Annotated in this window: 15 protein-coding genes; 8 read left to right on the top strand and 7 right to left on the bottom strand. The window is 60.8% G+C overall.

Annotated elements, in window-relative coordinates; genetic code table 11:
* Positions 1 to 33: 33 nt before the first annotated feature.
* Both trpA and ACR0KM_RS02320 read right to left on the bottom strand, forming a co-directional pair.
* Positions 34 to 825, bottom strand: coding sequence for a tryptophan synthase subunit alpha (gene trpA, locus ACR0KM_RS02325; protein ID WP_480856796.1), 792 nt, complete (start codon positions 823 to 825; stop codon positions 34 to 36).
* A 69-nt stretch (positions 826 to 894) separates the two neighbouring features.
* A complete protein-coding gene (locus tag ACR0KM_RS02320) occupies positions 895 to 1,380 on the bottom strand; it encodes an acyloxyacyl hydrolase (RefSeq protein ID WP_480856799.1) in 486 nt (161 codons plus the stop codon).
* Between the two features lie 201 nt (positions 1,381 to 1,581).
* Between ACR0KM_RS02320 and ychF the strand changes: the two genes are divergently transcribed.
* From ychF to fdhF, 5 genes are all read left to right on the top strand, one after another.
* Entirely contained in the window at positions 1,582 to 2,679 is a 1,098-nt protein-coding gene (ychF, locus tag ACR0KM_RS02315) for a redox-regulated ATPase YchF (RefSeq protein WP_480856801.1), read from the top strand.
* Positions 2,680 to 2,686: 7 nt separating this feature from the next.
* Positions 2,687 to 3,196, top strand: a complete 510-nt coding sequence (locus ACR0KM_RS02310) for an N-acetyltransferase family protein (RefSeq protein WP_480856804.1) — start codon at positions 2,687 to 2,689, stop codon at positions 3,194 to 3,196.
* Positions 3,197 to 3,269: 73 nt separating this feature from the next.
* Positions 3,270 to 4,151 carry a LysR family transcriptional regulator gene (locus ACR0KM_RS02305; RefSeq protein WP_480856807.1) on the top strand — a complete coding sequence of 294 codons (882 nt, stop codon included), beginning with the start codon at positions 3,270 to 3,272 and terminating at the stop codon, positions 4,149 to 4,151.
* An 85-nt stretch (positions 4,152 to 4,236) separates the two neighbouring features.
* On the top strand, positions 4,237 to 5,940 hold the full coding sequence (locus ACR0KM_RS02300; protein WP_480856809.1) for an NAD(P)H-dependent oxidoreductase subunit E: 1,704 nt from the start codon (positions 4,237 to 4,239) through the stop codon (positions 5,938 to 5,940).
* A 14-nt stretch (positions 5,941 to 5,954) separates the two neighbouring features.
* Positions 5,955 to 8,738: a formate dehydrogenase subunit alpha gene (fdhF, locus tag ACR0KM_RS02295; RefSeq protein ID WP_480856810.1), complete on the top strand. Its 2,784-nt coding sequence runs from the start codon at positions 5,955 to 5,957 to the stop codon at positions 8,736 to 8,738.
* Between the two features lie 106 nt (positions 8,739 to 8,844).
* Here fdhF and ACR0KM_RS02290 read toward each other — a convergent pair whose 3' ends face one another.
* The 3 genes from ACR0KM_RS02290 to ACR0KM_RS02280 form a co-directional block, all read right to left on the bottom strand.
* On the bottom strand, positions 8,845 to 12,924 hold the full coding sequence (locus ACR0KM_RS02290) for a translocation/assembly module TamB domain-containing protein (protein WP_480856812.1): 4,080 nt from the start codon (positions 12,922 to 12,924) through the stop codon (positions 8,845 to 8,847).
* Positions 12,924 to 14,729, bottom strand: a complete 1,806-nt coding sequence (locus tag ACR0KM_RS02285; protein ID WP_480856814.1) for an autotransporter assembly complex protein TamA — start codon at positions 14,727 to 14,729, stop codon at positions 12,924 to 12,926. The genes ACR0KM_RS02290 and ACR0KM_RS02285 overlap by 1 nt, the downstream gene beginning before the upstream one ends.
* A 134-nt stretch (positions 14,730 to 14,863) precedes the next feature.
* Positions 14,864 to 16,087, bottom strand: coding sequence for a urate hydroxylase PuuD (locus tag ACR0KM_RS02280; protein WP_480856816.1), 1,224 nt, complete (start codon positions 16,085 to 16,087; stop codon positions 14,864 to 14,866).
* A gap of 96 nt (positions 16,088 to 16,183) precedes the next feature.
* On the opposite strand from ACR0KM_RS02280, the gene ACR0KM_RS02275 reads away from it, so the two are divergent.
* Positions 16,184 to 17,104, top strand: coding sequence for a LysR family transcriptional regulator (locus tag ACR0KM_RS02275; protein ID WP_480819321.1), 921 nt, complete (start codon positions 16,184 to 16,186; stop codon positions 17,102 to 17,104).
* Between the two features lie 23 nt (positions 17,105 to 17,127).
* On the opposite strand, the gene uraH is transcribed toward ACR0KM_RS02275, so the two are convergent.
* Positions 17,128 to 17,484 carry a hydroxyisourate hydrolase gene (gene uraH / locus ACR0KM_RS02270; protein ID WP_480856818.1) on the bottom strand — a complete coding sequence of 119 codons (357 nt, stop codon included), beginning with the start codon at positions 17,482 to 17,484 and terminating at the stop codon, positions 17,128 to 17,130.
* Positions 17,485 to 17,649: 165 nt separating this feature from the next.
* Between uraH and puuE the strand changes: the two genes are divergently transcribed.
* Together puuE and ACR0KM_RS02260 are read left to right on the top strand one after the other, a co-directional pair.
* Positions 17,650 to 19,068 (top strand): allantoinase PuuE, encoded by a 1,419-nt coding sequence (gene puuE, locus ACR0KM_RS02265; protein WP_480856821.1) that lies wholly within the window; start codon positions 17,650 to 17,652, stop codon positions 19,066 to 19,068.
* A complete protein-coding gene (locus tag ACR0KM_RS02260) occupies positions 19,065 to 19,550 on the top strand; it encodes an ureidoglycolate lyase (RefSeq protein ID WP_480856822.1) in 486 nt (161 codons plus the stop codon). Before puuE ends, ACR0KM_RS02260 begins: the two co-directional genes overlap by 4 nt.
* Positions 19,551 to 19,640: 90 nt before the next feature.
* On the opposite strand, the gene ACR0KM_RS02255 is transcribed toward ACR0KM_RS02260, so the two are convergent.
* Complete coding sequence (locus ACR0KM_RS02255) at positions 19,641 to 20,627, bottom strand: type I glyceraldehyde-3-phosphate dehydrogenase (protein ID WP_480856824.1); 987 nt, start codon at positions 20,625 to 20,627, stop codon at positions 19,641 to 19,643.
* Positions 20,628 to 20,672: the final 45 nt, after the last annotated feature.

The raw sequence follows: 20,672 nt of genomic DNA, 5'->3' as shown, positions 1-20,672 counted from the left end.
CACCCTGATTTTTGTAAGAGTTCAGCCTGTAGCTCAAGCAGAGTGGGCGCCGTCAGCCAAAGATTTGACGAAGTCCAGAACCTCGGACACCGAATTGCCTGCGCCTATCTTGCTGACTATGGCGGACCCGACCACGGCGCCATCTGCCACGCTGGCTATGGCGCGGGATTTCTCTGGGGTATTGATACCAAATCCGACGATGACAGGCAGGTCGGTTTGGTCTTTGATCCGAGACACCTCGGGCCCGACATCAGTGGCTTGGGCCTCGGCAGCTCCGGTGATCCCGGTGATCGAGACATAATACACGAACCCTGATGTATTCTGCAGTACGCGCGGCAGGCGTTTGTCGTCGGTGGTGGGCGTGGCCAGTCGGATAAAGTTCAACCCGGCGGCCTGCGCGGGCAGGCAGAGTTCGGCGTCTTCTTCCGGCGGCAGGTCGACCACGATCAGCCCGTCGATGCCGGCTGATTTTGCATCCTCAAGGAAGGTGTCGACGCCGCGGCTATAGATAGGATTGTAGTATCCCATCAGCACAATCGGGGTGACGTTATCAGTTTCACGAAAGGCCAGTGCCAGATCCAGCGTGCGCTGCAGTGTCATCCCGCCGTCCAGAGCGCGTTGCCCTGCGGCCTGAATGGTCGGGCCATCCGCCATCGGATCAGTGAAAGGCAAGCCAAGCTCGATCACATCCACGCCTGCGCCGGGCAGGCCTTTGACCACCTCAAGCGAGGTTTCATAGTCGGGATCGCCCGCCATGATATAGGCGACAAACGCCTTCTTGCCTTCGGCTTTCAGGGCGGCGAATTTGGCGTCGATACGGGTCATCAGATGTCCTTGCACACGAGGTTTGGACCTGATGTGCAGAAACTTGGCCCGAAAATCAATCCCGCTTGCTCAGAACGCGTAGTGATATCTCAGGAAGACCGAGTTCACGCCGGGATTGTCCGATTGTGTGCTGGCGTTCGAGATATGCGTGATCGCCACCGAGACCTTGTTGCCGCTGTCCAGCGTGTACCCAAGGCCCAGAAGGCTGCGAATCTGAAACTCGCCGCCCAGATCGTTCGCGGCGTTTGACTCATTATAGTACCCGGGAAAGACGCTGCCCTCGACGAACCAGCGGTCCGCGAAGCTATAAAGCCCGACCAGACCAGCGCCCAGATGAGTATCGCCATCGGTATCGACGGTCAGCGCCGCGCCCCATGTTGCGCTGAAACGCGTTGCCTCGTGAAACGGGCGGTGCTGGTATTCCAGCGAAAATACGGCCTGATCATCCGCGTCCGCTGCGGAAAAATCCGCATAGCCTGCGCCAAAAATTACTGATTGTGCCTGTGCAGCACTTGCTGCAACCAGCGTAAAGGCCAAAACAAGAAGGGATTTCATCGTCACTACTCAGTCCGTCGTTTATTCATATGTCTTTTATTGGTGAGCTTAAGTGCGCATTTTCAATGGAGGCAAGAACACAATACGGTCTCGGTTTCGTGATGTGGCATAATGGACTCGGGTTTGCGCTGCGCGGTCTACCTTGCGCATTACCCCAGACCTGCATAGAAGCAGCGCGCTAGTGTTATGCAGGAGGCCGGGATGGGCTTTAAGATGGGAATTGTGGGTCTGCCGAATGTAGGCAAGTCGACCCTGTTCAATGCACTGACCAAAACCGCAGCCGCACAGGCGGCGAATTTCCCATTCTGCACCATCGAGCCCAACGTGGGCGACGTGGCCGTTCCCGATGACCGGCTCGACAAACTTGCGGCGATTGCGTCGTCCAAACAGATCATCCCGACCCGCATGACCTTTGTGGATATCGCGGGCCTGGTGAAGGGGGCGTCGAAAGGCGAGGGGTTGGGCAATCAGTTTCTGGCCAATATTCGTGAAACCGACGCGATTGCCCACGTGCTGCGCTGTTTCGAAGACGGTGACGTGACTCATGTGGACGGTCGCGTTGATCCGGTGGCCGATGCCGACACGATTGAGACCGAGCTTATGCTGGCCGATCTGGAAAGCATCGAAAAGCGGCGCGCCAATCTGGTGCGTAAGCTGAAAGGCAACGACAAAGAAGCGGCACAGCAGGACCGTTTGCTGGCTGAGGCGCAGGCGATGCTGGAAAGCGGCAAGCCCGCCCGTCTGGTCGAGGTCTCAGACGAAGACGTCAAGGCGTGGAAGATGCTGCAACTGCTGACCACCAAACCGGTGCTCTACGTCTGCAACGTGTCCGAGGAGGAAGCCGCCGAGGGCAATGAGTATTCCGCCAAGGTCGCGGAAATGGCCGCAGCGCAGGGCAACTCGCACGTGATCATCAGCGCCAAGATCGAAGAAGAGATCAGCCTGCTGGAAGATGACGAGGCGCAAATGTTCCTTGAGGAAATGGGTCTGGAAGAACCCGGTCTCGACCGCCTCATCCGCGCCGGTTACGACCTGCTGAAGCTGGAAACCTATTTCACCGTCGGCCCGAAAGAGGCCCGGGCTTGGACCATCCGCACCGGCACTGCCGCGCCGCAGGCCGCAGGCGTCATCCACGGTGATTTCGAGAAAGGCTTCATCCGCGCCGAGACCATCGCCTATGACGACTATATCGCTGCGAATGGTGAACAGGGGGCGAAAGAAGCGGGTAAAATGCGAGCTGAGGGCAAGGGTTACATCGTCAAGGACGGCGATGTGATGCATTTCTTGTTCAACACCTGATAGCGCGTTGACCCTGCGTGCGGCAGAACTGTCGGATGCCTCCAGCATTGCGGCGATCTCGATCGAGGTGTGGGTAGGTACATATCTCAAATGTGGCGTCAGCGGCTTTTTTGCCGATTACGCTCTGTCAGAATTCACGCAAGCCAAGATCCGCAACCAGATTTCTGACCCTGAAGAGTTCCTTGTGGTGTCGGAAAATCAAGAGGGGATAGACGGGTTCATCCGAGTCTCCTCGTCGCGCGATGCCCCGGTGGACGGTTGGTCGGGCATGGAGATCGCCACCTTCTATGTACAGCCGCGCCATCACGGAAAAGGTATCGGCAAACGCCTTTTGGCGGCTGCGTTGCAACATTGCAGGGATCAGCAGGAACACGTGGTCTGGCTGACGACCAACGCCGAAAACACCCCGGCCATTGCGTTCTACCTTGCTTGGGGCTTTGAGCAGATCGGCGAGACCCAGTTCCGGATCGGGGATCAGGGGTATTTAAACAATGTCTACGTCCTGCGGCTGACCTGATCACTGCCAGGGGATTTTCCGTTGGCGCAATAGCGGTTACACTGATTTTTGGCGTGACCCAGAGAAACTCCAAATGATCGAAATCCGCGACCTCCAACTCCTCAGCGCCCTTGCGCGGCATCGCCATTTTGCCAAAGCGGCCGAAGAGTGCGGGATTTCACAGCCGGCCTTTTCCATGCGCATCCGTAACCTCGAAGACCGGCTCGGCGTCTCAATCGTGCGCCGCGCCAACCGGTTTCAGGGTCTGACCGAAGAGGGCGAGATGATCGTCCTGCGGGCGCGGCGTATTCTGGATGAGACCAAGGCGTTGGAACAACAGGTGCTGGCCTCGAAGGGTGAGATCACCGGGACACTGATCCTTGGGGTGATTCCGACTGCGATCGCGTTTACCGGTCGGCTCATCAAGCGGCTGCGCGACGCCCATCCACGCATCGTCGCGCGGATCGAGACCATGTCGGCCACCGCCATTCAGCACCGGCTGGATGAGGGCAGTCTGGATGCGGGTATCACCTATGGCGACAGCATCGGAACCGATTTGCGTGAAGTTCAGCCGCTTTATGAAGAAACCTATGTCCTGTTGATCCCATCCCATATGACCGGGGAAACCGGTCCGATCCCATGGGCGCAGGTTGCCGAATTTCCCATCAGCCTGCTTGAACCGCAGATGCAGAACCGGCGTATTCTTGACCGTATCTTCGCCGAACAGGGTCTGCACCCCCATGTGGTGGCGGAAACCAGCGGCTTCACCGCCTCGATGGTCATGGCGCGCGAGGGGTTGGCAGCCACGGTTGTGCCCCGGGTTCTGGTGCGGGCGCTGGGGGATCTGAAAGGGACAAAGGTGCTGCCTCTGATCGATCCTGTGGTCAGCAAGCCAATCTGTCTGGCCACGCTCAGCCGTGATCCGGAATTGCCAACGGTCGAGGCGCTACGGGCCGTTGTCGCCTCCTTACGGTGATAAGATGTCGTTATCGTGCGATTGAAATATGCGATTTGACGATATGCTGATCTGATGAGACACGGGGCCTGAATCGGAGGGCATCATGGCACCATTAGACACCAAGCCATCGGGCGCACCCAAAGGCGTCTGGAAGTCAGGTAAAGGCAAGGGGCGGCACACGCCCAAAGGCCGTCAATTCACGGATGAGGCGCAGGCCGAGATCGCGCGCCTGTTGGGCGATCGCCCGCGCCGTCGTGATCTGCTGATCGAATTCCTGCATTTGATTCAGGATGCGCACGGCCATATCAGCGCCGATCACATTGCCGCTCTGGCGGTTGAGATGCGGGTTGGTCAGGCCGAAATCTATGAGACCGCGACCTTCTATGCCCATTTCGACGTGGTGAAAGAGGGCGAAACACCTCCGCCCGCGCTGACGATCCGTGTCTGTGATTCCCTCTCCTGTGAGATGGCGGGCGCCCAGCAATTGCAGAAGGCTTTGGAAGATGGTCTGGATCCGTCCGAGGTGCGTGTTGTTCGCGCGCCCTGCATGGGCCGCTGCGATACAGCTCCGGTGCTTGAGATTGGCCACAACCATATCGACCATGCGACCCCCGAGAAGGTACAGGCCGCGATTGCTGCCGATGACACCCATGCACATGTGCCCGATTACGAAACCTTCGCGGCCTATGAGGCCAATGGCGGCTACGCAAAGCTGAAAGAGCTGCGCGCGGGCGGCGATTGGGAGAAGGTGCAGGACGACGTCCTGTCCTCGGGCCTGCGCGGTCTGGGCGGTGCGGGCTTCCCGTCGGGCAAAAAATGGGGCTTTGTTCGGATGAACGAAGGCCCGCGTTACCTGGCCGTGAACGGAGACGAGGGCGAGCCCGGCACGTTCAAAGACCGTTACTATCTGGAGCGCACGCCGCATGTGTTCCTTGAGGGCATGTTGATCGCCGCTTGGGCGGTCGAGGCCGAGACTTGCTTTATCTACATGCGCGACGAATATCCGGCGGTTCTGGAAATCCTGCGGCGTGAGATTGCTGCGCTGGAAGAGGCTGGCATTGTTGAGCCCGGCTATATCGACCTGCGCCGGGGTGCGGGTGCCTATATCTGCGGTGAAGAATCCGCGATGATTGAATCGATCGAGGGCAAGAAGGGCCTGCCGCGGCATCGTCCTCCGTTTGTGGCGCAGGTTGGGGTCTTTAACCGCCCGACCTTGGTGCACAATGTCGAGACACTGTATTGGGTCACGAAGGTTTGCCGCGAGGGGCCGGAATGCCTGAGCAGCACCGAAAAGAATGGCCGCAAAGGCCTGCGCAGCTACTCGGTCTCGGGCCGGGTGGCGCAGCCGGGTGTTTACTTGCTGCCTGCGGGCTCGACCATTCTGGACGTGATCGAAGCCGCTGGTGGCATGGCCGAAGGTCAGACCTTCAAGGCGTATCAGCCGGGTGGTCCTTCCTCTGGTCTGTTGCCCGCGTCGATGGACGACATCCCGTTGGATTTCGACACGCTGCAGCCGCATGGCACCTTCATCGGCTCCGCCGCTGTCGTGGTCCTGTCCGATCAGGATACTGCGCGCGATGCGGCGCTGAACATGCTACGGTTCTTCGAGGATGAAAGCTGTGGCCAGTGCACCCCCTGCCGGGCAGGCTGCGAAAAGGCGGTCAAGTTGATGCAGGCTGACAAATGGGACACCGATCTGTTGGAAGACCTTTGTCAGGTGATGGGCGACGCCTCGATCTGCGGTCTGGGGCAGGCGGCTCCGAACCCGATCCGCCTTGTCATGAAACATTTCGCTGACGAAATCTGAGGGGAGACAGAGCCATGCTAGACGCAAGCCCAACAAAGACCGTCACCTTCAACCTGAACGGCGAAGATGTCACCGTGCCCGAGGGCTGGACCATCTGGGAAGCCGCCAAGGGTCAGGGTTTCACCATCCCGCACCTGTGCCACAAACCGCAGCCGGGTTATCGCCCGGACGGCAACTGCCGCGCCTGTATGGTCGAGGTGGAAGGTGAGCGCACTCTGGTCGCCTCGTGCATCCGCCCTGCGGCGGACGGTATGGTGGTCAAGACCGACACCGAACGGGCCGAGAAATCGCGCGCCATGGTCATGGAGCTGCTGGTCGCGGATCAACCGGAAGAGGCGCACGATACCTCAAGCCATTTCTGGGACATGGCTAAGCTGAGTGATGTCAGCGACAGCCGTTTCCCGGCGAAAGAGGCCGAGAAAATTCCGCTGCTGGATGACAGCCACGTGGCGATGCGCGTCAATTTGGATGCTTGCATCAACTGCAACCTGTGCGTCCGCGCCTGCCGCGAAGTGCAGGTGAATGACGTGATCGGCATGGCCGGTCGCGGGCATACCGCGCAGGTGGTGTTTGACCAGAACGACCCGATGGGCGATTCGACCTGCGTGGCCTGTGGCGAATGTGTTCAAGCCTGCCCGACCGGTGCGCTGATGCCTGCCACCGTGTTGGATGACCAACAGCGCGGAGACAGCAAGGATTACGATAGCGAAACTGAAAGCGTCTGCCCGTTCTGCGGCGTGGGCTGCAAGGTTTCGCTGAAGGTGAAGGACGGTAAGGTCAAATATGTCGAGGGCATCAACGGCCCCGCCAACGAAGGCCGCCTGTGCGTCAAGGGCCGGTTCGGGTTCGATTACATCCACCATCCGCACCGCCTGACCAAGCCGCTGATCCGGCGCGAGGACGCCCCCGAAAAGGGCCTGAACGTCGATCCAAGCGATCTGTCGACCCATTTCCGCGAAGCGAGCTGGGAAGAGGCGATGGACCTCGCGGCCTCCAAACTGGTGGCCCTGCGCGACGAAGACCCGCGCAGCGTTGCAGGTTTTGGTTCGGCCAAATGCACCAACGAAGAAGCGTATCTGTTCCAGAAGTTCATCCGTCAGGGATTCCGTCACAACAATGTCGACCACTGCACCCGTCTGTGCCATGCGTCCTCTGTTGCTGCGCTGATTGAAAACGTCGGATCGGGCGCGGTGACCGCTGCATTCAACGATATCAAGGACGCGGATGTGGCGATCATCATCGGGGCCAACCCGATCGAAAACCACCCGGTTGCGGCGACCTATTTCAAGCAGTTCGCCAAGCGTGGCGGCAAGCTGATCGTGATGGACCCGCGCGGCGTTGGCATGCGCAAGTTCGCCGACGAAATGCTGCAGTTCCGTCCGGGTGCAGATGTCTCGATGCTCAACGCGATCATGAACGTGATCGTCGAGGAAGAGCTCTATGACAGCCAGTATATCCACCGCTGGACCGAGAACTGGGAAGCCGAGAAAGAGCATCTGCGCCAGTTCACGCCAGAAGCGATGGCCCCAATCTGCGGCATTGAGCCGGACCAACTGCGCCGCGTCGCGCGCACCTTTGCGCAGGCCAAGGCGGGGCTGATCTTCTGGGGGATGGGCGTCAGCCAGCACATTCACGGCACCGACAATTCGCGCTGCCTGATCTCGCTGGCTCTGATGACCGGCAACGTTGGCAAACCCGGTGCAGGTCTGCACCCGCTTCGCGGTCAGAACAACGTGCAGGGTGCCTCGGATGCGGGTCTGATCCCGATGTTCCTGCCTGACTACCAGACTGTCACCGACGACGGCATCCGCGCCAAATTCAATGAGGTCTGGAATTCGGACGACTTTTCAAACGAAAAGGGTCTGACGGTGACGGAGATCATTGATCAGGCCTATCAGGGCAACATCAAGGGCATGTACATCATGGGTGAAAACCCGGCCATGTCCGACCCGGATGTGAACCACGCCCGCGATGCGCTGGCCAAGCTGGACCTGATGATCGTGCAGGACATCTTCCTGACCGAGACGGCGAACTATGCCGACATCATCCTGCCTGCCTCGGCGCTGTATGAAAAGAACGGCACCGTGTCGAACACCAACCGTCAGGTACAGCGCGTGCGCCCTGCCGTGCCGCCTCCGGGTGAGGCGCGCGAGGACTGGGCGATCACGGTCGAATTGGCGCAGCGCATCGGTTTGAACTGGGATTATACCGATGTGTCCCAAGTCTTTGCCGAGATGAAGTTGACGATGAATTCACTCGATAACATCACGTGGGAGCGTCTGGAGGCCGAGACGATCACCTATCCATCGCTCAGCGAAACTGACCCCGGTCAGTCTATCGTATTCGGCGATGGCTTCCCGCGTGCGGACGGGAAAGCCCGGTTTACTCCGGCCAGCGTCATCCCGCCCGATGAGGCACCCGATGACGAGTTCCCGATGATCGCCACGACCGGCCGTCAGCTCGAACACTGGCATACCGGGTCAATGACCCGCCGCGCCAAGGTTCTGGACGCTGTCGAACCCGAGGCGAACTGTTCGCTCAATCCCCGCACGCTGAATCTGATGGGGATCGAACCGGGTGAGATGATCCGCTTGACCACCCGTCGTGGCTCGATCGAGATCATGGCGCGGGCCGACCGGGCCATTGCCGAGGATATGGTGTTTATCCCGTTTGCCTATGTCGAAGCGGCTGCGAACATCCTGACCAACTCGGCGATCGACCCCTATGGCAAGATCCCCGAATTCAAGTTCTCGGCCATTCGCGTCGAGAAGATCGAGGATGCCATCGCGGCAGAATAAAACGAGCGCTAAGCAACTTTGGAAAGGCGGCCCTTTGGTCGCCTTTTTTACGCGCATCTCCGGTGTGCAAAACAGTGTCGATTTGCGGCCGCTTGAGCGCGGCGCGTCAGTAATCACGCTCGAAGAAAATACCCAGACCGGTTTCGCCGCGCCCATCCACCGTGCCTCGGACTGTGAAGCTATCGGTCACATCCAGGTTCAGGTTGACCTCGGTATCGCCTTCGGTATTGACGGTGAAATCGGTGTAAAGATTGTCACTCAGATAAGCTCCGGCGCCCAGACGCCCGGCACCGCCGGATGTAGCACCGATATCAACGGTATCTACACCGGTTGCGTCGCGTACACCCTTGGTCGCGTCCCCTCCTGCACCGCTGAGCTGCGCCAGCGAAGCTGCCATCTGCGCAATGACGAAGGGCGACAGTTCCGAGAAACGATTGCCGAAAAGCAACATCGCCAGCGCCTCTTCCGTGGGGCGCTCGGGGTCCGAGAATACGTCGATTTCCGGCGAATCCAGCGGACCCGCGATTTCGATGGTCGCGGTGCCGTCGGATGTGCTGGTCGAGGATTCAAACTCGATATAAGGGGTCAGGTCACCTTGCAGAGTGACAAGCCCCTTGGTCAGTGCCAATCGACGGCCGAGGATGTCAAAATTGCCTCGGATCAATTCGATTTGGCCGGATGGGACCACGGCTGTCGTGGTGCCGCCGATATTGATCCGCCCGCCAAGCTCGGCGTTCACCCCCCGACCGCGGACAAAGACTGCCTTCGGGGCCAGCAGATTGATGTCCAATGCGATACGCGAGTTGCTTTTTTCGGCGTTTTCGCTTTCGACGAGATTGGCGCGTTCGCGGGTCAGGAACCCGGCACGGCTTTCGTTCAGATGCTCCATCGGCGGGATTGGGGCCGCACCGACGGCGCCTGCGGCGGCGGCGAGGTTGATGTTGGTCTCGCCGAAGTTGATCTGCCCGGCAATCGCGCTGTTGCCCGCCAAAGCCCCCGTCAGTGCGATCTGGCCGTTGAGTGTGGTCTCATAAAGCAGCTTGTCGGTCAGCACCAGATTGTTGAGCGCAGTGGTGATCTGCGCATTGAAGGGCGGTGTCAGGTCGACGGGGCCAGTGACCGTAAAGCCTCCGCCCGCGCGGACGCCGCCCCGCAGATCAATCGTCGCGCGGCTTTGCGCCAGCGTGACGGCCCCCGAGATGCCGGTGATCGTCTGACCCACTTCTGGCAGCGCCATCGAAGTGCCTGAGGTCGAGATCGTACCGTTGAGCGCGCTCAGTGACGGTGCTCCGTTCAGGGCCAGATCGAAGCGTGCCGTACCTTGCAGGCTATTGGGTGAGATAAAGGCGTTGGCGATGCCGATATTGACGCCACCCTGCATTTTCAGATCGGCGGTGCCGCTGGTTTCGTCGAACGTGCCTGCAACGGTGCTGTTGATCTGGGCCGGGCCTTCGGCCCTGGCGTCGATTGTCCATTTGCCCGCGTCCCGTTTTGCGGTGCCCGTGACCGAGACGGTGCCGGGGAAATCGGGGGCAAACCGTTCGATCCGGTTGAGCCGGGCGTCAAAATCCAGATCGGCGGCACCGTTTGTGTCGACGCTGCCCGATAGGCTGGCATACGAGCTTTCGGGCCCCGAAAGTCGCGCGGTGCCCTCAAGCCCCGAGGCGGTCGGGGCCACGTTTCCCTCAAGCCGAAGTGGGCCGGACAGGGTGGGCGAGAGGCGGTTCATATCGTCCAGCGCCGCCGAAAAGGTCAGCCCACCCGCGTCGCGGTCCAGTTGACCCGACGCATCGGCGGTCAGTGCCGTGCCGTTCAGTTGGAAGGTGCGGATGTTCAGGCCCTGATCGTCATTCACCGCGTCCACGTTCAGCGTGGTGCGGCCCTGCACCAGCCCGTCAACCAGATCGATACCGGTGCCGATATCATCCGCCGTAACACTGCCCTTCACATCAAAGGTCTTGCTACCTTTTGCACCCTGACCCGTAAGATCGGCCTTGATTGACCCGGCCAACTCTCGCCCTGCCAGCCCCGAAAACAGCGACAAATCGGGCGCGTTCACTTTGGCGGAACCGTCCACGGTAAGCTCACCCGTCGGGTCATCAATCGTCGCCGCGACCTCGGCGGTCAGGGCTTTGCCATTGATCGTCGCGCTGCGAATGACGATCTGATCATCCGAGCGCGCACCGTCAAAGTTGATCGTGGTGCGGCCCGTCAGCAGCGGATCGATATCGCTCATCCCGGTTCGGATATCGGTGCCGATCACGCTGGCCTGCCCGTCGAATTCCAGGGTCTGCACGGTGCCCTTGCCATCCAGCCGGGCCTGAACGGCCCCGGCCAGTTCGCGCTTGGCCAGACCTGAGAACACCGACAGGTCCGATGCATTAACGCTGGCCTGCCCGTCGATCGAGACATTGCCATCCGGCGTGGTGACCGTTCCGCTGGCTTGTGCGGTCACCGCCTCGCTGCTGATGGCGAATTCGCGGATGGTCACGCCGTCGGTGCCGCGCTTGGCGTCCAGCGTGATCTCGGTCTCGCCCGAGATCACCGGGTCGATATCGTCGCGCCCGGTGGACAGGTCGCGCCCACTAACCACAACCTTGCCGTCAAAGCTGCGCTCAAGCGCAGAGCCGTTGCCCTGCACCCGGATCGCGGCCTCTCCGCCCAGTTGCAGTTGCGCCAGAGCCGAGAATCGCGACAGGTCGCTGGCCCGCAACGTGGCGTTGCCATCTACCTGCAGCCCGGTCGCCAGACCGCTGATCACCGCATCCGCGTCCAGCGTATAATCGCTACCAACCAGTTCGAACCCCGACAGCTCCAGCGACTGGTCGTTGCCGTAATCGAACTGGCCGTCCAGCGTGATCTGATCGCCTATCGCCACGCCCAGCGCCGGGTCGGCCATATCCAGCCCGTCCAGCACCGCCTGAAGATCGCCATCGACCGACAGCCCGTTGCTCTGATCCAAAGCGCCCTGACCGGTGATGCGTGCGTGATCCAGTTTCAGATTGGGCGTCGAGACCGCGTTTGCGGTCAGGCTCAGGTCCCACAGATTGCCATTCTCGGCATTGAACAGCGCCGAGATTTGCGCCGCACCGATCGAGGTGTCGCCACCGCTGATGGGCAGCACAACACTATCGCCCTCGGGCGGCGTGATCCGGCCCTGCAGCGCAGCCAGTTGCAGCGTGCCGCCCGCGCCGAGACTGAGTTGGCTTTTCAGCTCCAACGCCTGCGAGGTGACTTCGATATCCGAGATATCCAGCGCGCCGTCGGGATGGGTGCGGCCATCGACGAACAGCTTGGTGTCGGTGCCAAAGAACGTGTCCATGTTCTCGGCCATAAACGGCGTCAGATCGCCGCCCAGATCGGCGGTGAAGGCGATGCCATCGGCGGCGGTCCCACCCTCTTCTGCGCTGCGCAACCGGACCTGACCGGTGACGCGCAACTGCTGATCGCTGCTGAGGCCGATATCGGCAGTAAAATCGCTGACAGGCCCGGACCCTTTGGCCGTCAGTTCGATGGGCGGCGTGTCGGGCACGCCCAGCGCGGTCGCGATCAACCCGCCCGAGGCTTCGGCGACGGTCAGGTCCAGATCAATCTGGCGGCTCGCATTGTCGAAGCCCGCCGTCAGGTCAATCGTGTCCCCGGCCCGGTCCAGCCGGTCGATTTCCAGCGTGGTGTCCAGCGCGCCGTCTGCCAGCGACAGGTTCCCGTTCACCTGCAGATCAGCGGCCACCCCGATCAGTGGCTCCCCCAGCGACAGGTCGTCTACGCGCAGCTCGCCGATCTCGATAGAGACTGGCAGTTCGGGCAGTTGAAACGGTTGCGTTTCGGCCGAGGGTGGGGGGGCCTCTTTGGTCGTCGTGCCGGGCGCGCGGGCGATATCGATCTCTTGCGCCGTCAGCGCGTTGACCGAGAACCTCCCCCGCAGAAGCCCCAGCCGGTTCCAGTCCAGCTCGGCGTTTTTGATGGTCAGCCAGACGCCTTCGTCATCGGCAACCGTGATCTCCTGTATGGTGGCGCGGGAACTCAGCGCGCCCTGCAACCCGATCACGCGCACATTCTGGTCGTCGCCCGACAGGGTGTCTTGCAGGAAACGCTCGATCATGCTGCCGCCGTCTTCGTCCTGCGCGGCCACGGGGGCGGCGAAAGCCACCGAACTCAGCAGCAGGGGATATGCAACGCGACGCATCAAAAGGCCTGTCCGATCCCAAGATAGAATTGCAACCCTGTGCCGGTGTCGCCCTGAACCGGTACAGCAAGATCAAAGCGCAAAGGCCCAAAGCCCCCCAGATCATACCGGATACCGATGCCCGCACCAGCGTGTTCTTCGGATCCGCTGCCGATGAAGGACGAAGTGTCGACCACGCCATAGTCGTAGAACCCGACCAATGAGATCGCGTCGGTCACGCGACCGCGCACCTCGGCTGAAAGTCCCAGAAAGGACTTGCCGCCCGCGACCCCGTCCCCGATGGGAATGCCGAGGCTTTCGAAAGGCTGACCCCGAACCGTGCCCGCGCCGCCCGAGAAGAACAGGAAATCCGGTGTCACGCCGTCCAGCGATGGCCCCAGAACCGAGCCCAGTTGCACCCGCCCCGCCAGCACCAGCCGCCCGTTGGTGCCCAGATCGTTATAGGTGCGCCCGTCAAAGAACATGCGCAAACCGGTATCCGTTTCCGAAAACCCGATGAACGGCATCACCTGAGCGTCCAGAAAATAACCGCGCGTGGCGCTGACCTTGCTGTCGCGCTCGTCCCATTCGGACCGGAATGGCAGGATGAAATATCGGAATTTGCGTCCATCGCCGAATGCGTCGTCCGCGTCGGAATACTGAAACCCAGCCGAGGCTTCGGCATAGAACCGGTCCGAGAAGGTGCGCCGCGCACCGTAAGCCAGCGAGGCGACGGTGACGTTGTAGTTTTCAGTATTGCGCCGTTCCAGCAGGGCACTCCAGAACGTGTTGTCATCGGGGCCCAGACGGTCGGGCTGATCCAGACGCAGGCCGATACGTCCGTCAATGTCCTCGGCCCCGCCGATGTTGCGGATGGCGGCCTCGAACCGCAGACGCTCGGCGCGGCGGAAAACGTTCCTGTGCGTCCATGTCGCCGTAAGGTCCACGCCATCGCGTGAGGCGATCTCGGCCCCGAAGGTCAGTCGGCGTGGGGGCAGGTCCTCGAATGTGACGTCGAAATCCAGCGTGCCATCGGGGTTGGGGGTGTCCCGCTCTTGCAGCGACACCACGCTGAACGTTCCGGTCCGGCGCAGCCGTGTACCGACCTTTTGCACCTGCTGAGGCGAGTAGACCTCGCCCGACGGGAAACCAGCGATTTTTTCGATCGACTCGTGCCGGACCCGTGTGTCGCCCTGAATGATCATCTTGCCGAAGGTCAGTCGCGGCCCGGGAGCCAGATCAATCGTCGCATCCAGACGCGCCTGCGCATGTCGGGCGATGACTTTTTGATCGGCAACCCCGGCTTTGGCATGACCCGCATCGCGCCAGCCCTGTACGCCCGTCGAGGCAGCCTGCTGGATCGCGCCGGTTGTGGCGCGTTTGCCGGTGGCGAACTCTTCGGGCAGCACCGTATCAGGGGCCAGAGGTTGCACCACGGCTGTGCCGAATTTGAACCGCCGACCGCGCTGCACCGTTATCGCGGCGCGTCTGAATTGTGCGGGCACGTTCAGAGAGTTGATGTTCGCCGCTTCCTGACCGTCCAGTTTGATGCTGACCACCGGGCTGAAATATCCTTCATCGTACATGATCTGCACGATGGTGCGGTAATCGGACAACGCGGCCGAAAGGATCTCAAGTGATGTATCCAGACCTCGCGAGTCCGCATTGAGCACAGAAGAGGTTTCTTCAAGCCTATCAACGAGGTCCTCGGAAGCTCCGGGCGCTGTCAAGCTGGTTTCAAGTGCGGAAACAAGCGTTGGGGTCAGGGCTGCCAGTGTGCCAAAAAGCCAGCACCTCAGAACGCTGTGCGGTCCGCTCCGCTTCATCTTCCGGCTCCAACTGCCCCAAGTCGAAATCACTGTTGCCGCAAAATGCGTTGCTGCGGCTTGTTGACCTCATGTTAGATCATCTGTCGGGGCACAGGGGAAGTGCTAAAAGTCAGATGCCGGGCATTAGCGGCCTATAGGTCAGCGTTGCGGAACCAGCGAATGATCGCGGCGCGGTCTTCGGGCTCCATATAGGTCACGTTGGCAGGGGGCATGGCGTGGGTGACGCCGGATTGCAGATAAATCTGTTGCGCGTTGCGGGCGATGTCGGCTTCGGTTTCCAGCAGCACGCCCTTTGGAGCCCACAGGATACCCTCCCAAACCGGCTCGCGCGCGTGGCACATCGAACAACGGCCCAGCACGATGTCATGCGCGTCTTCGAACCCGTCGGCAGCAGCGAACTTCTGTTCGTAAGGTGTGAGCGCTGCAGCCTCGGCCTCGTCCAGCGTTTCGTGCATCGTGGCGGTCGAAAGCCACATGATCGCAAGGAAAAGCAGCGCGGTGACGGCCCATGTCCAGGTGGGGTTCCCGGCGCGGGCGTGGCGGGTGTTGAAGTAGTGCCGGATGGTTACTCCCATCAGGAACACAAGCGCTGCAATGATCCAGTTATACTCGGTCGCGAAGGCCAGCGGGTAGTGATTGGACAGCATCAGGAACACGACCGGCAGTGTCAGGTAATTGTTATGGGTCGACCGCAGTTTGGCGATCTTGCCGTATTTCGGGTCCGGCGTGCGCCCGTTCTTGAGGTCGTCCACCACGATGCGCTGGTTCGGCATGATGATGAAGAAGACGTTCGCGGTCATGATCGTGGCGGTGAACGCGCCCAGATGCAGCATCATGGCCCGGCCGGTGAAAATCTGGTTGTATCCCCAGCCCATGACCACCAGCAGCGCGAACAGCAGAACCATCAGCAGGGTCGGGCGTTCGCCCAGACCGGACTTGCACAGGTAGTCGTAGATCAGCCAGCCGATGGTCAGAGAGGCAGCTGAGATCAGAATGCCTTGCCACAACGCCAGATCGGCCTTTTGCGCGTCGATCAGATACAGCTCTCCACCGACCCAATAAACGATCATCAACAACGCGGCACCGCTGAGCCAGGTGGCATAGCTTTCCCATTTGAACCAGGTCAGATGGTCCGGCATTCGCTCGGGCGCGACCAGATATTTCTGGATGTGATAGAAGCCGCCGCCATGCACCTGCCATTCCTCACCATCCGCCGGGCCGGGGATGTTGCGGTTCAGGCCAAGATCCAGCGCGATGAAGTAGAACGATGATCCGATCCAGGCGATTGCGGTGATGACGTGCAGCCAGCGCACGGCAAAAGCGATCCAGTCCCAGAACACGGCGAAGTCGTACATGAAAGCTCTCTCCGATCAGTTGCTGTCACACTAGGCAAAGGGGCTTTTCTTCGGTATTCCCGTATATTGTCAAACTGTATCAAAAAAAACGATAAGATGTCCTATCTCGACAATATCCGCACCTTTGTTCGCGTCTACGATCTGGGCAGCATGTCCGCCGCCGGGCGGGACTTGCGAATTTCGCCGGCTGTGACCTCGGCACGAATTTCTCAGCTAGAGGATCATTTGGGCGTCCGCCTATTTCAGCGGACCACGCGGAACCTGTCGCCAACCGAGCAGGGCAAGGCGTTTTATCCCGGCGCGGTCGCTGTGCTGGATGCGGTCGACGAGGCCGAGGCGCAGGTCACCCATCTGACCGAAGCGCCGCGCGGGTCGCTGTTTGTGGCCGCTCCGCTGGGGGTGGGGCGGCGGCTGCTTGCACCGCATGTACCTGATTTTCTGTCGGAATACCCCGAGATCGACGTGCGTCTGCGGCTGACAGACCGGTCTGTCGATCTGACCACCGAAGGGCTGGATTTGGCGTTTTTCATTGGCCAGCCTGAGGACAGTACGTTGCGCATCCGCAAGATCGCCGATTGCCAGCGCGTGCTGTGCGCCGCGCCGGACTATATCGCGCGGCGTGGCATGCCGACGACCGGAGCCGAGCTGATTGCTGACAAACACGAATGCCTGAACCTGCGCTTTCCCGGTGCGACTGAGTTTCAGTGGATGCTGGAAACGCCGGAAGGTCCAAAACGGTTCGCCGTGTCAGGCCGGTTCGAATGCGACGACGGGGATGTGCTGACCGATTGGGCACTGTCGGGGCAAGGCATCGCGATGAAGCCGGTCTTTGAAGTGGCCGATCATCTCAAGGCAGGGCGCTTGGTGGCCGTAGCGACGCAAACCCCGCCTGTTCCGGTCCAGATGGCGTGCCTTTACACGCACCGGCGGCATCAGGATCCCAAGGCGCGCCTGTTCATGGATTTCATGATTGAACGGATCGGCAAGGTGGTCCGCACCTCGGAGCAATCAGCCTAGACGACCGGTGGAAGCGCGCTGCTTTAGCTGCCGCGATAGGTGGAGTAACCATAGGGCGACAGCAGCAAAGGCACATGGTAATGCGCCTGAGAGTCTGACATGCCGAACCGAATAGGCACCTGATCCAGAAACAGGGGATCATCCCCGTCCTGACCAGATGCACGTAAGTAGTCCCCGGCGAAGAAAACCAGTTCATAAACACCGGTTTCAAATTCATCCTGCGGCAGGATCGGAGTGTTGGTGCGCCCGTCTGCGTTGGTTTTGGTCTCGGCAAGTTTCGTGCGCGTGTCGCCCGAAATCCGGTAGAGCGTGATTTTCAGCCCTTCTGCCGGGCAGCCGCGCGCCGTGTCCAGAACATGGGTCGTCAGATAACCTGCCACGGGGTGTCTCCTTTGAATTGCCTTTCGGTTTGTCACAGTCTGGCGCAAAGTTGAAAACAGTGGAAATGCCGAAAGAACCGGAAACAGCGTTCGGATTGATTTGATAATCCCGCATGGTTTTCTGGTTTAAGGCTGTTGGGAACAGTAAACGAATTGGAACACACCATGCAGCCGCCGCGTTACCCCCGGGACATGATCGGATACGGAGCCACCCCACCGGATGCCAAATGGCCGGGCGGTGCAAAACTGGCCGTGCAGATCGTGCTGAACTACGAGGAGGGCGGTGAGAACTGTGTTCTGCACGGCGATGCCGCGTCCGAAGCGTTTTTGTCCGAGATTGTTGGCGCGGCGCAATGGTCGGGGCAACGGCATTGGAACATGGAGTCGATCTACGAATACGGCGCGCGCGCTGGGTTCTGGCGATTGCATCGGCTGATGAAGGACCTGCCGATCACGGTTTATGGTGTGGCGACCGCTCTGGCGCGCTCGCCGGATCAGGTCTCTGCGATGAAATCCGCCGGGTGGGAGATTGCCAGCCACGGGCTGAAATGGGTCGAACACAAGGATATGCCCGAGGACGAGGAGCGCGCGCAGATCGCCGAGGCCATCCGCCTGCACACCGAAGTGATCGGAGAACGTCCGCGCGGGTGGTATACGGGGCGCTGCTCCGAAAATACGGTTCGTCTGGTGGCGGAAGAGGGCGGGTTTGCTTACGTCTCGGACACCTATGCCGATGATCTGCCCTATTGGATGCAGACCGGGGGGCGGGATCAGTTGATCGTGCCATACACGTTGGACTGCAACGACATGCGCTTTGCCACACCGCAGGGGTTCAATGCGGGCGATCAGTTCTATTCCTATCTCAAGGACAGCTTCGATGCGCTCTATGCTGAGGGCGAGGCAGGTGTGCCGAAGATGCTCTCGATCGGCCTACATTGCCGTCTGATCGGGCGACCGGGGCGGGTCATGGCACTGAAACGCTTTCTGGATCACGCGCGCGGGTTCTCGGATGTGTGGTTTGCGACGCGCCTGCAGATTGCCGAGCATTGGGCCAAGACGCATCCCGCCGCCCAGCATCCCAAACCGTCGCAGATGGAGCGTGATGCGTTTGTTGCAGCTTATGGGGGCATTTTCGAGCATTCAGCATGGATCGCGGAGCGCGCCTTTGATCTTGAGCTTGGCCCGGCGCATGATACGGCGGGCGGGCTGCACAATGCTCTCGCGCGAATGTTCCGTTCGGCTTCTGAGGCGGAACGGTTGGGCGTGCTGACTGCGCATCCCGACCTCGCGGGCAAGCTGGCGCAGGCCAAGCGGCTGACGCAGGAAAGCACGTCCGAGCAGGCCTCGGCGGGCTTGGATGCGCTGACGGATGAAGAACGGGCGGCGTTTACTAAACTGAACCAGCGTTATACCGAGAAATTCGGGTTCCCGTTCATCATTGCCGTGCGGGATCATGACAAAGCCTCGATCCTGCAAACCTTTGAGCGGCGGATCTGTCAGGATCGGGATACGGAACTTGCCGAAGCCTGCCGTCAGGTCGAACGCATCGCCGAGTTTCGCTTGCGGGACCTACTGCCGTCATGAAGCGTATCCTGATTGAGCCGATCTCAGCTGAGGCATTCGCGCCCTTTGGGGATCTGATCGTGGTCGCGGGAGAGCCCGACAAGATCATCAATCAGGGGCAATGCGGGCGGTATCACGACCGTGCGGCTTTGGAGTTTATGGATGGTCGCGCGGGTCTCAGCCTGTTTGACGCCAATCCGCGCACGCTGCCCTATCGGCTGGAGATGGTCGAGCGGCATCCCGAAGGCAGTCAGGCCTTTATCCCGATGACGTATCAGCCCTTTCTGGTGATCGTTGCGCCGGATGAGGGCGGGCGACCGGGGCGGCCTCGGGCCTTTGTCACGCAGCCGGGGCAGGCGGTGAACTATCATCGCGGCGTTTGGCATGGTGTTCTGACACCGCTGCATGGGCCGGGGCTGTTCGCCGTGGTGGATCGGATCGGGGCGGGCGACAATCTGGAAGAATTCTGGTTCGAGGACCCTTACGAGGTTCGCCAAGACTGAACCGGGTTTCTCCCGCCCGGTCCGGGAGCATCGAAGATGCCCCCTGACCCGTTGGGCCGGGCAGCGCGCGGGCAAACCCGCCCGCTGCGGTCAGGCGTCGGCCATCAGGCGGGCCACATCCAGCATTCGGGCTGAGAAACCCCATTCATTGTCATACCAGCCGAAAACGCGGACTTGATGCTGTCCGATCTGGCGGGTCTCGGGGCCTGCGATGATCAGAGATTCAGACCGTGCTCTCAGGTCGGACGAGACGAGGGGGTGATCCGTCCAGCCAAGGACCTGAGAGACAGCGACTGCTTCTCGCAGAGCTGGGTCAAACTGTTCGGCGGTCATGCCGCGTTCAAGCGTCGCCACGAGGTCAACCGCCGAGACGCTTGCCGTCGGAACCCGCACCGCCGCGCCCGAGATGCGCCCCGCGAGGTGGGGCAGGACCACATCGATCAGATGCGTGGCGCTGGAGGTTGTGGGCACCATCGACAGCGCCCCGGCGCGCGAGCGCGCGAGGTCTCCGCGCGGGGCGTCAATCATGGGCTGGCTGTTGGTATAGCAGTGGATCGTGGTCATATGGGCCGACACCAGCCCGCCCATCGTGTCGAGCAGCTTGACCAGCGGGGCCAGACCATTTGTAGTGCAAGAGGCATTGGACACGATCCGGGCATTGCCCAACTGGTCCTCGTTTGCGCCCAGCACCACGGTCACCTCAGCCGCCGGAGAAGGGCCGGATATCAACACCTTACCAGCACCGGCGCTCAGGCCCCGGCTGGCGACATCCGACGTCCGCGCGATGCCGGTGCAGTCCAGCATAACGTCGACACCAGACAGGTCCACCCGCGCCAGATCGGTGCTGTGCGACATCGGGATGATACGCTCATCAATGACCAGCGCGGCATCCCCGCACGTGACGGAACCGGGGTAAGGGCCGAAGGTGCTGTCGTATTGAAACAGATAGGCGCAGGTCTCGAGCGGTGCGATATCGTTGATCAGCACCAGCTCAATATCCGAATGCTGCGGCAGGCTGAGGACCTGACGCAGAATCGTGCGGCCAATACGGCCGAATCCGTTGATCGCAATTCTCATGGCCCAGCTATGGCAGGCCGGTTATGCGACCTCAATGATTGGATT

Source organism: Ruegeria sp. G10 (genome assembly GCF_056533645.1).
This window is presented reverse-complemented; position numbering and strand designations above follow the sequence as displayed.

Coding starts and splice junctions, on each gene's coding strand:
- ACR0KM_RS02255 (WP_480856824.1), bottom strand. CDS start 20,627: ATGAGAATTGCGATCAACGGATTCGGCCGTATTGGCCGCACGATTCTG.
- ACR0KM_RS02260 (WP_480856822.1), top strand. CDS start 19,065: ATGAAGCGTATCCTGATTGAGCCGATCTCAGCTGAGGCATTCGCGCCC.
- ACR0KM_RS02280 (WP_480856816.1), bottom strand. CDS start 16,087: ATGTACGACTTCGCCGTGTTCTGGGACTGGATCGCTTTTGCCGTGCGC.
- ACR0KM_RS02305 (WP_480856807.1), top strand. CDS start 3,270: ATGATCGAAATCCGCGACCTCCAACTCCTCAGCGCCCTTGCGCGGCAT.
- ACR0KM_RS02290 (WP_480856812.1), bottom strand. CDS start 12,924: ATGCGTCGCGTTGCATATCCCCTGCTGCTGAGTTCGGTGGCTTTCGCC.
- ACR0KM_RS02320 (WP_480856799.1), bottom strand. CDS start 1,380: ATGAAATCCCTTCTTGTTTTGGCCTTTACGCTGGTTGCAGCAAGTGCT.
- ACR0KM_RS02285 (WP_480856814.1), bottom strand. CDS start 14,729: ATGAAGCGGAGCGGACCGCACAGCGTTCTGAGGTGCTGGCTTTTTGGC.
- ychF (WP_480856801.1), top strand. CDS start 1,582: ATGGGCTTTAAGATGGGAATTGTGGGTCTGCCGAATGTAGGCAAGTCG.
- trpA (WP_480856796.1), bottom strand. CDS start 825: ATGACCCGTATCGACGCCAAATTCGCCGCCCTGAAAGCCGAAGGCAAG.
- puuE (WP_480856821.1), top strand. CDS start 17,650: ATGCAGCCGCCGCGTTACCCCCGGGACATGATCGGATACGGAGCCACC.
- fdhF (WP_480856810.1), top strand. CDS start 5,955: ATGCTAGACGCAAGCCCAACAAAGACCGTCACCTTCAACCTGAACGGC.
- ACR0KM_RS02275 (WP_480819321.1), top strand. CDS start 16,184: ATGTCCTATCTCGACAATATCCGCACCTTTGTTCGCGTCTACGATCTG.
- ACR0KM_RS02300 (WP_480856809.1), top strand. CDS start 4,237: ATGGCACCATTAGACACCAAGCCATCGGGCGCACCCAAAGGCGTCTGG.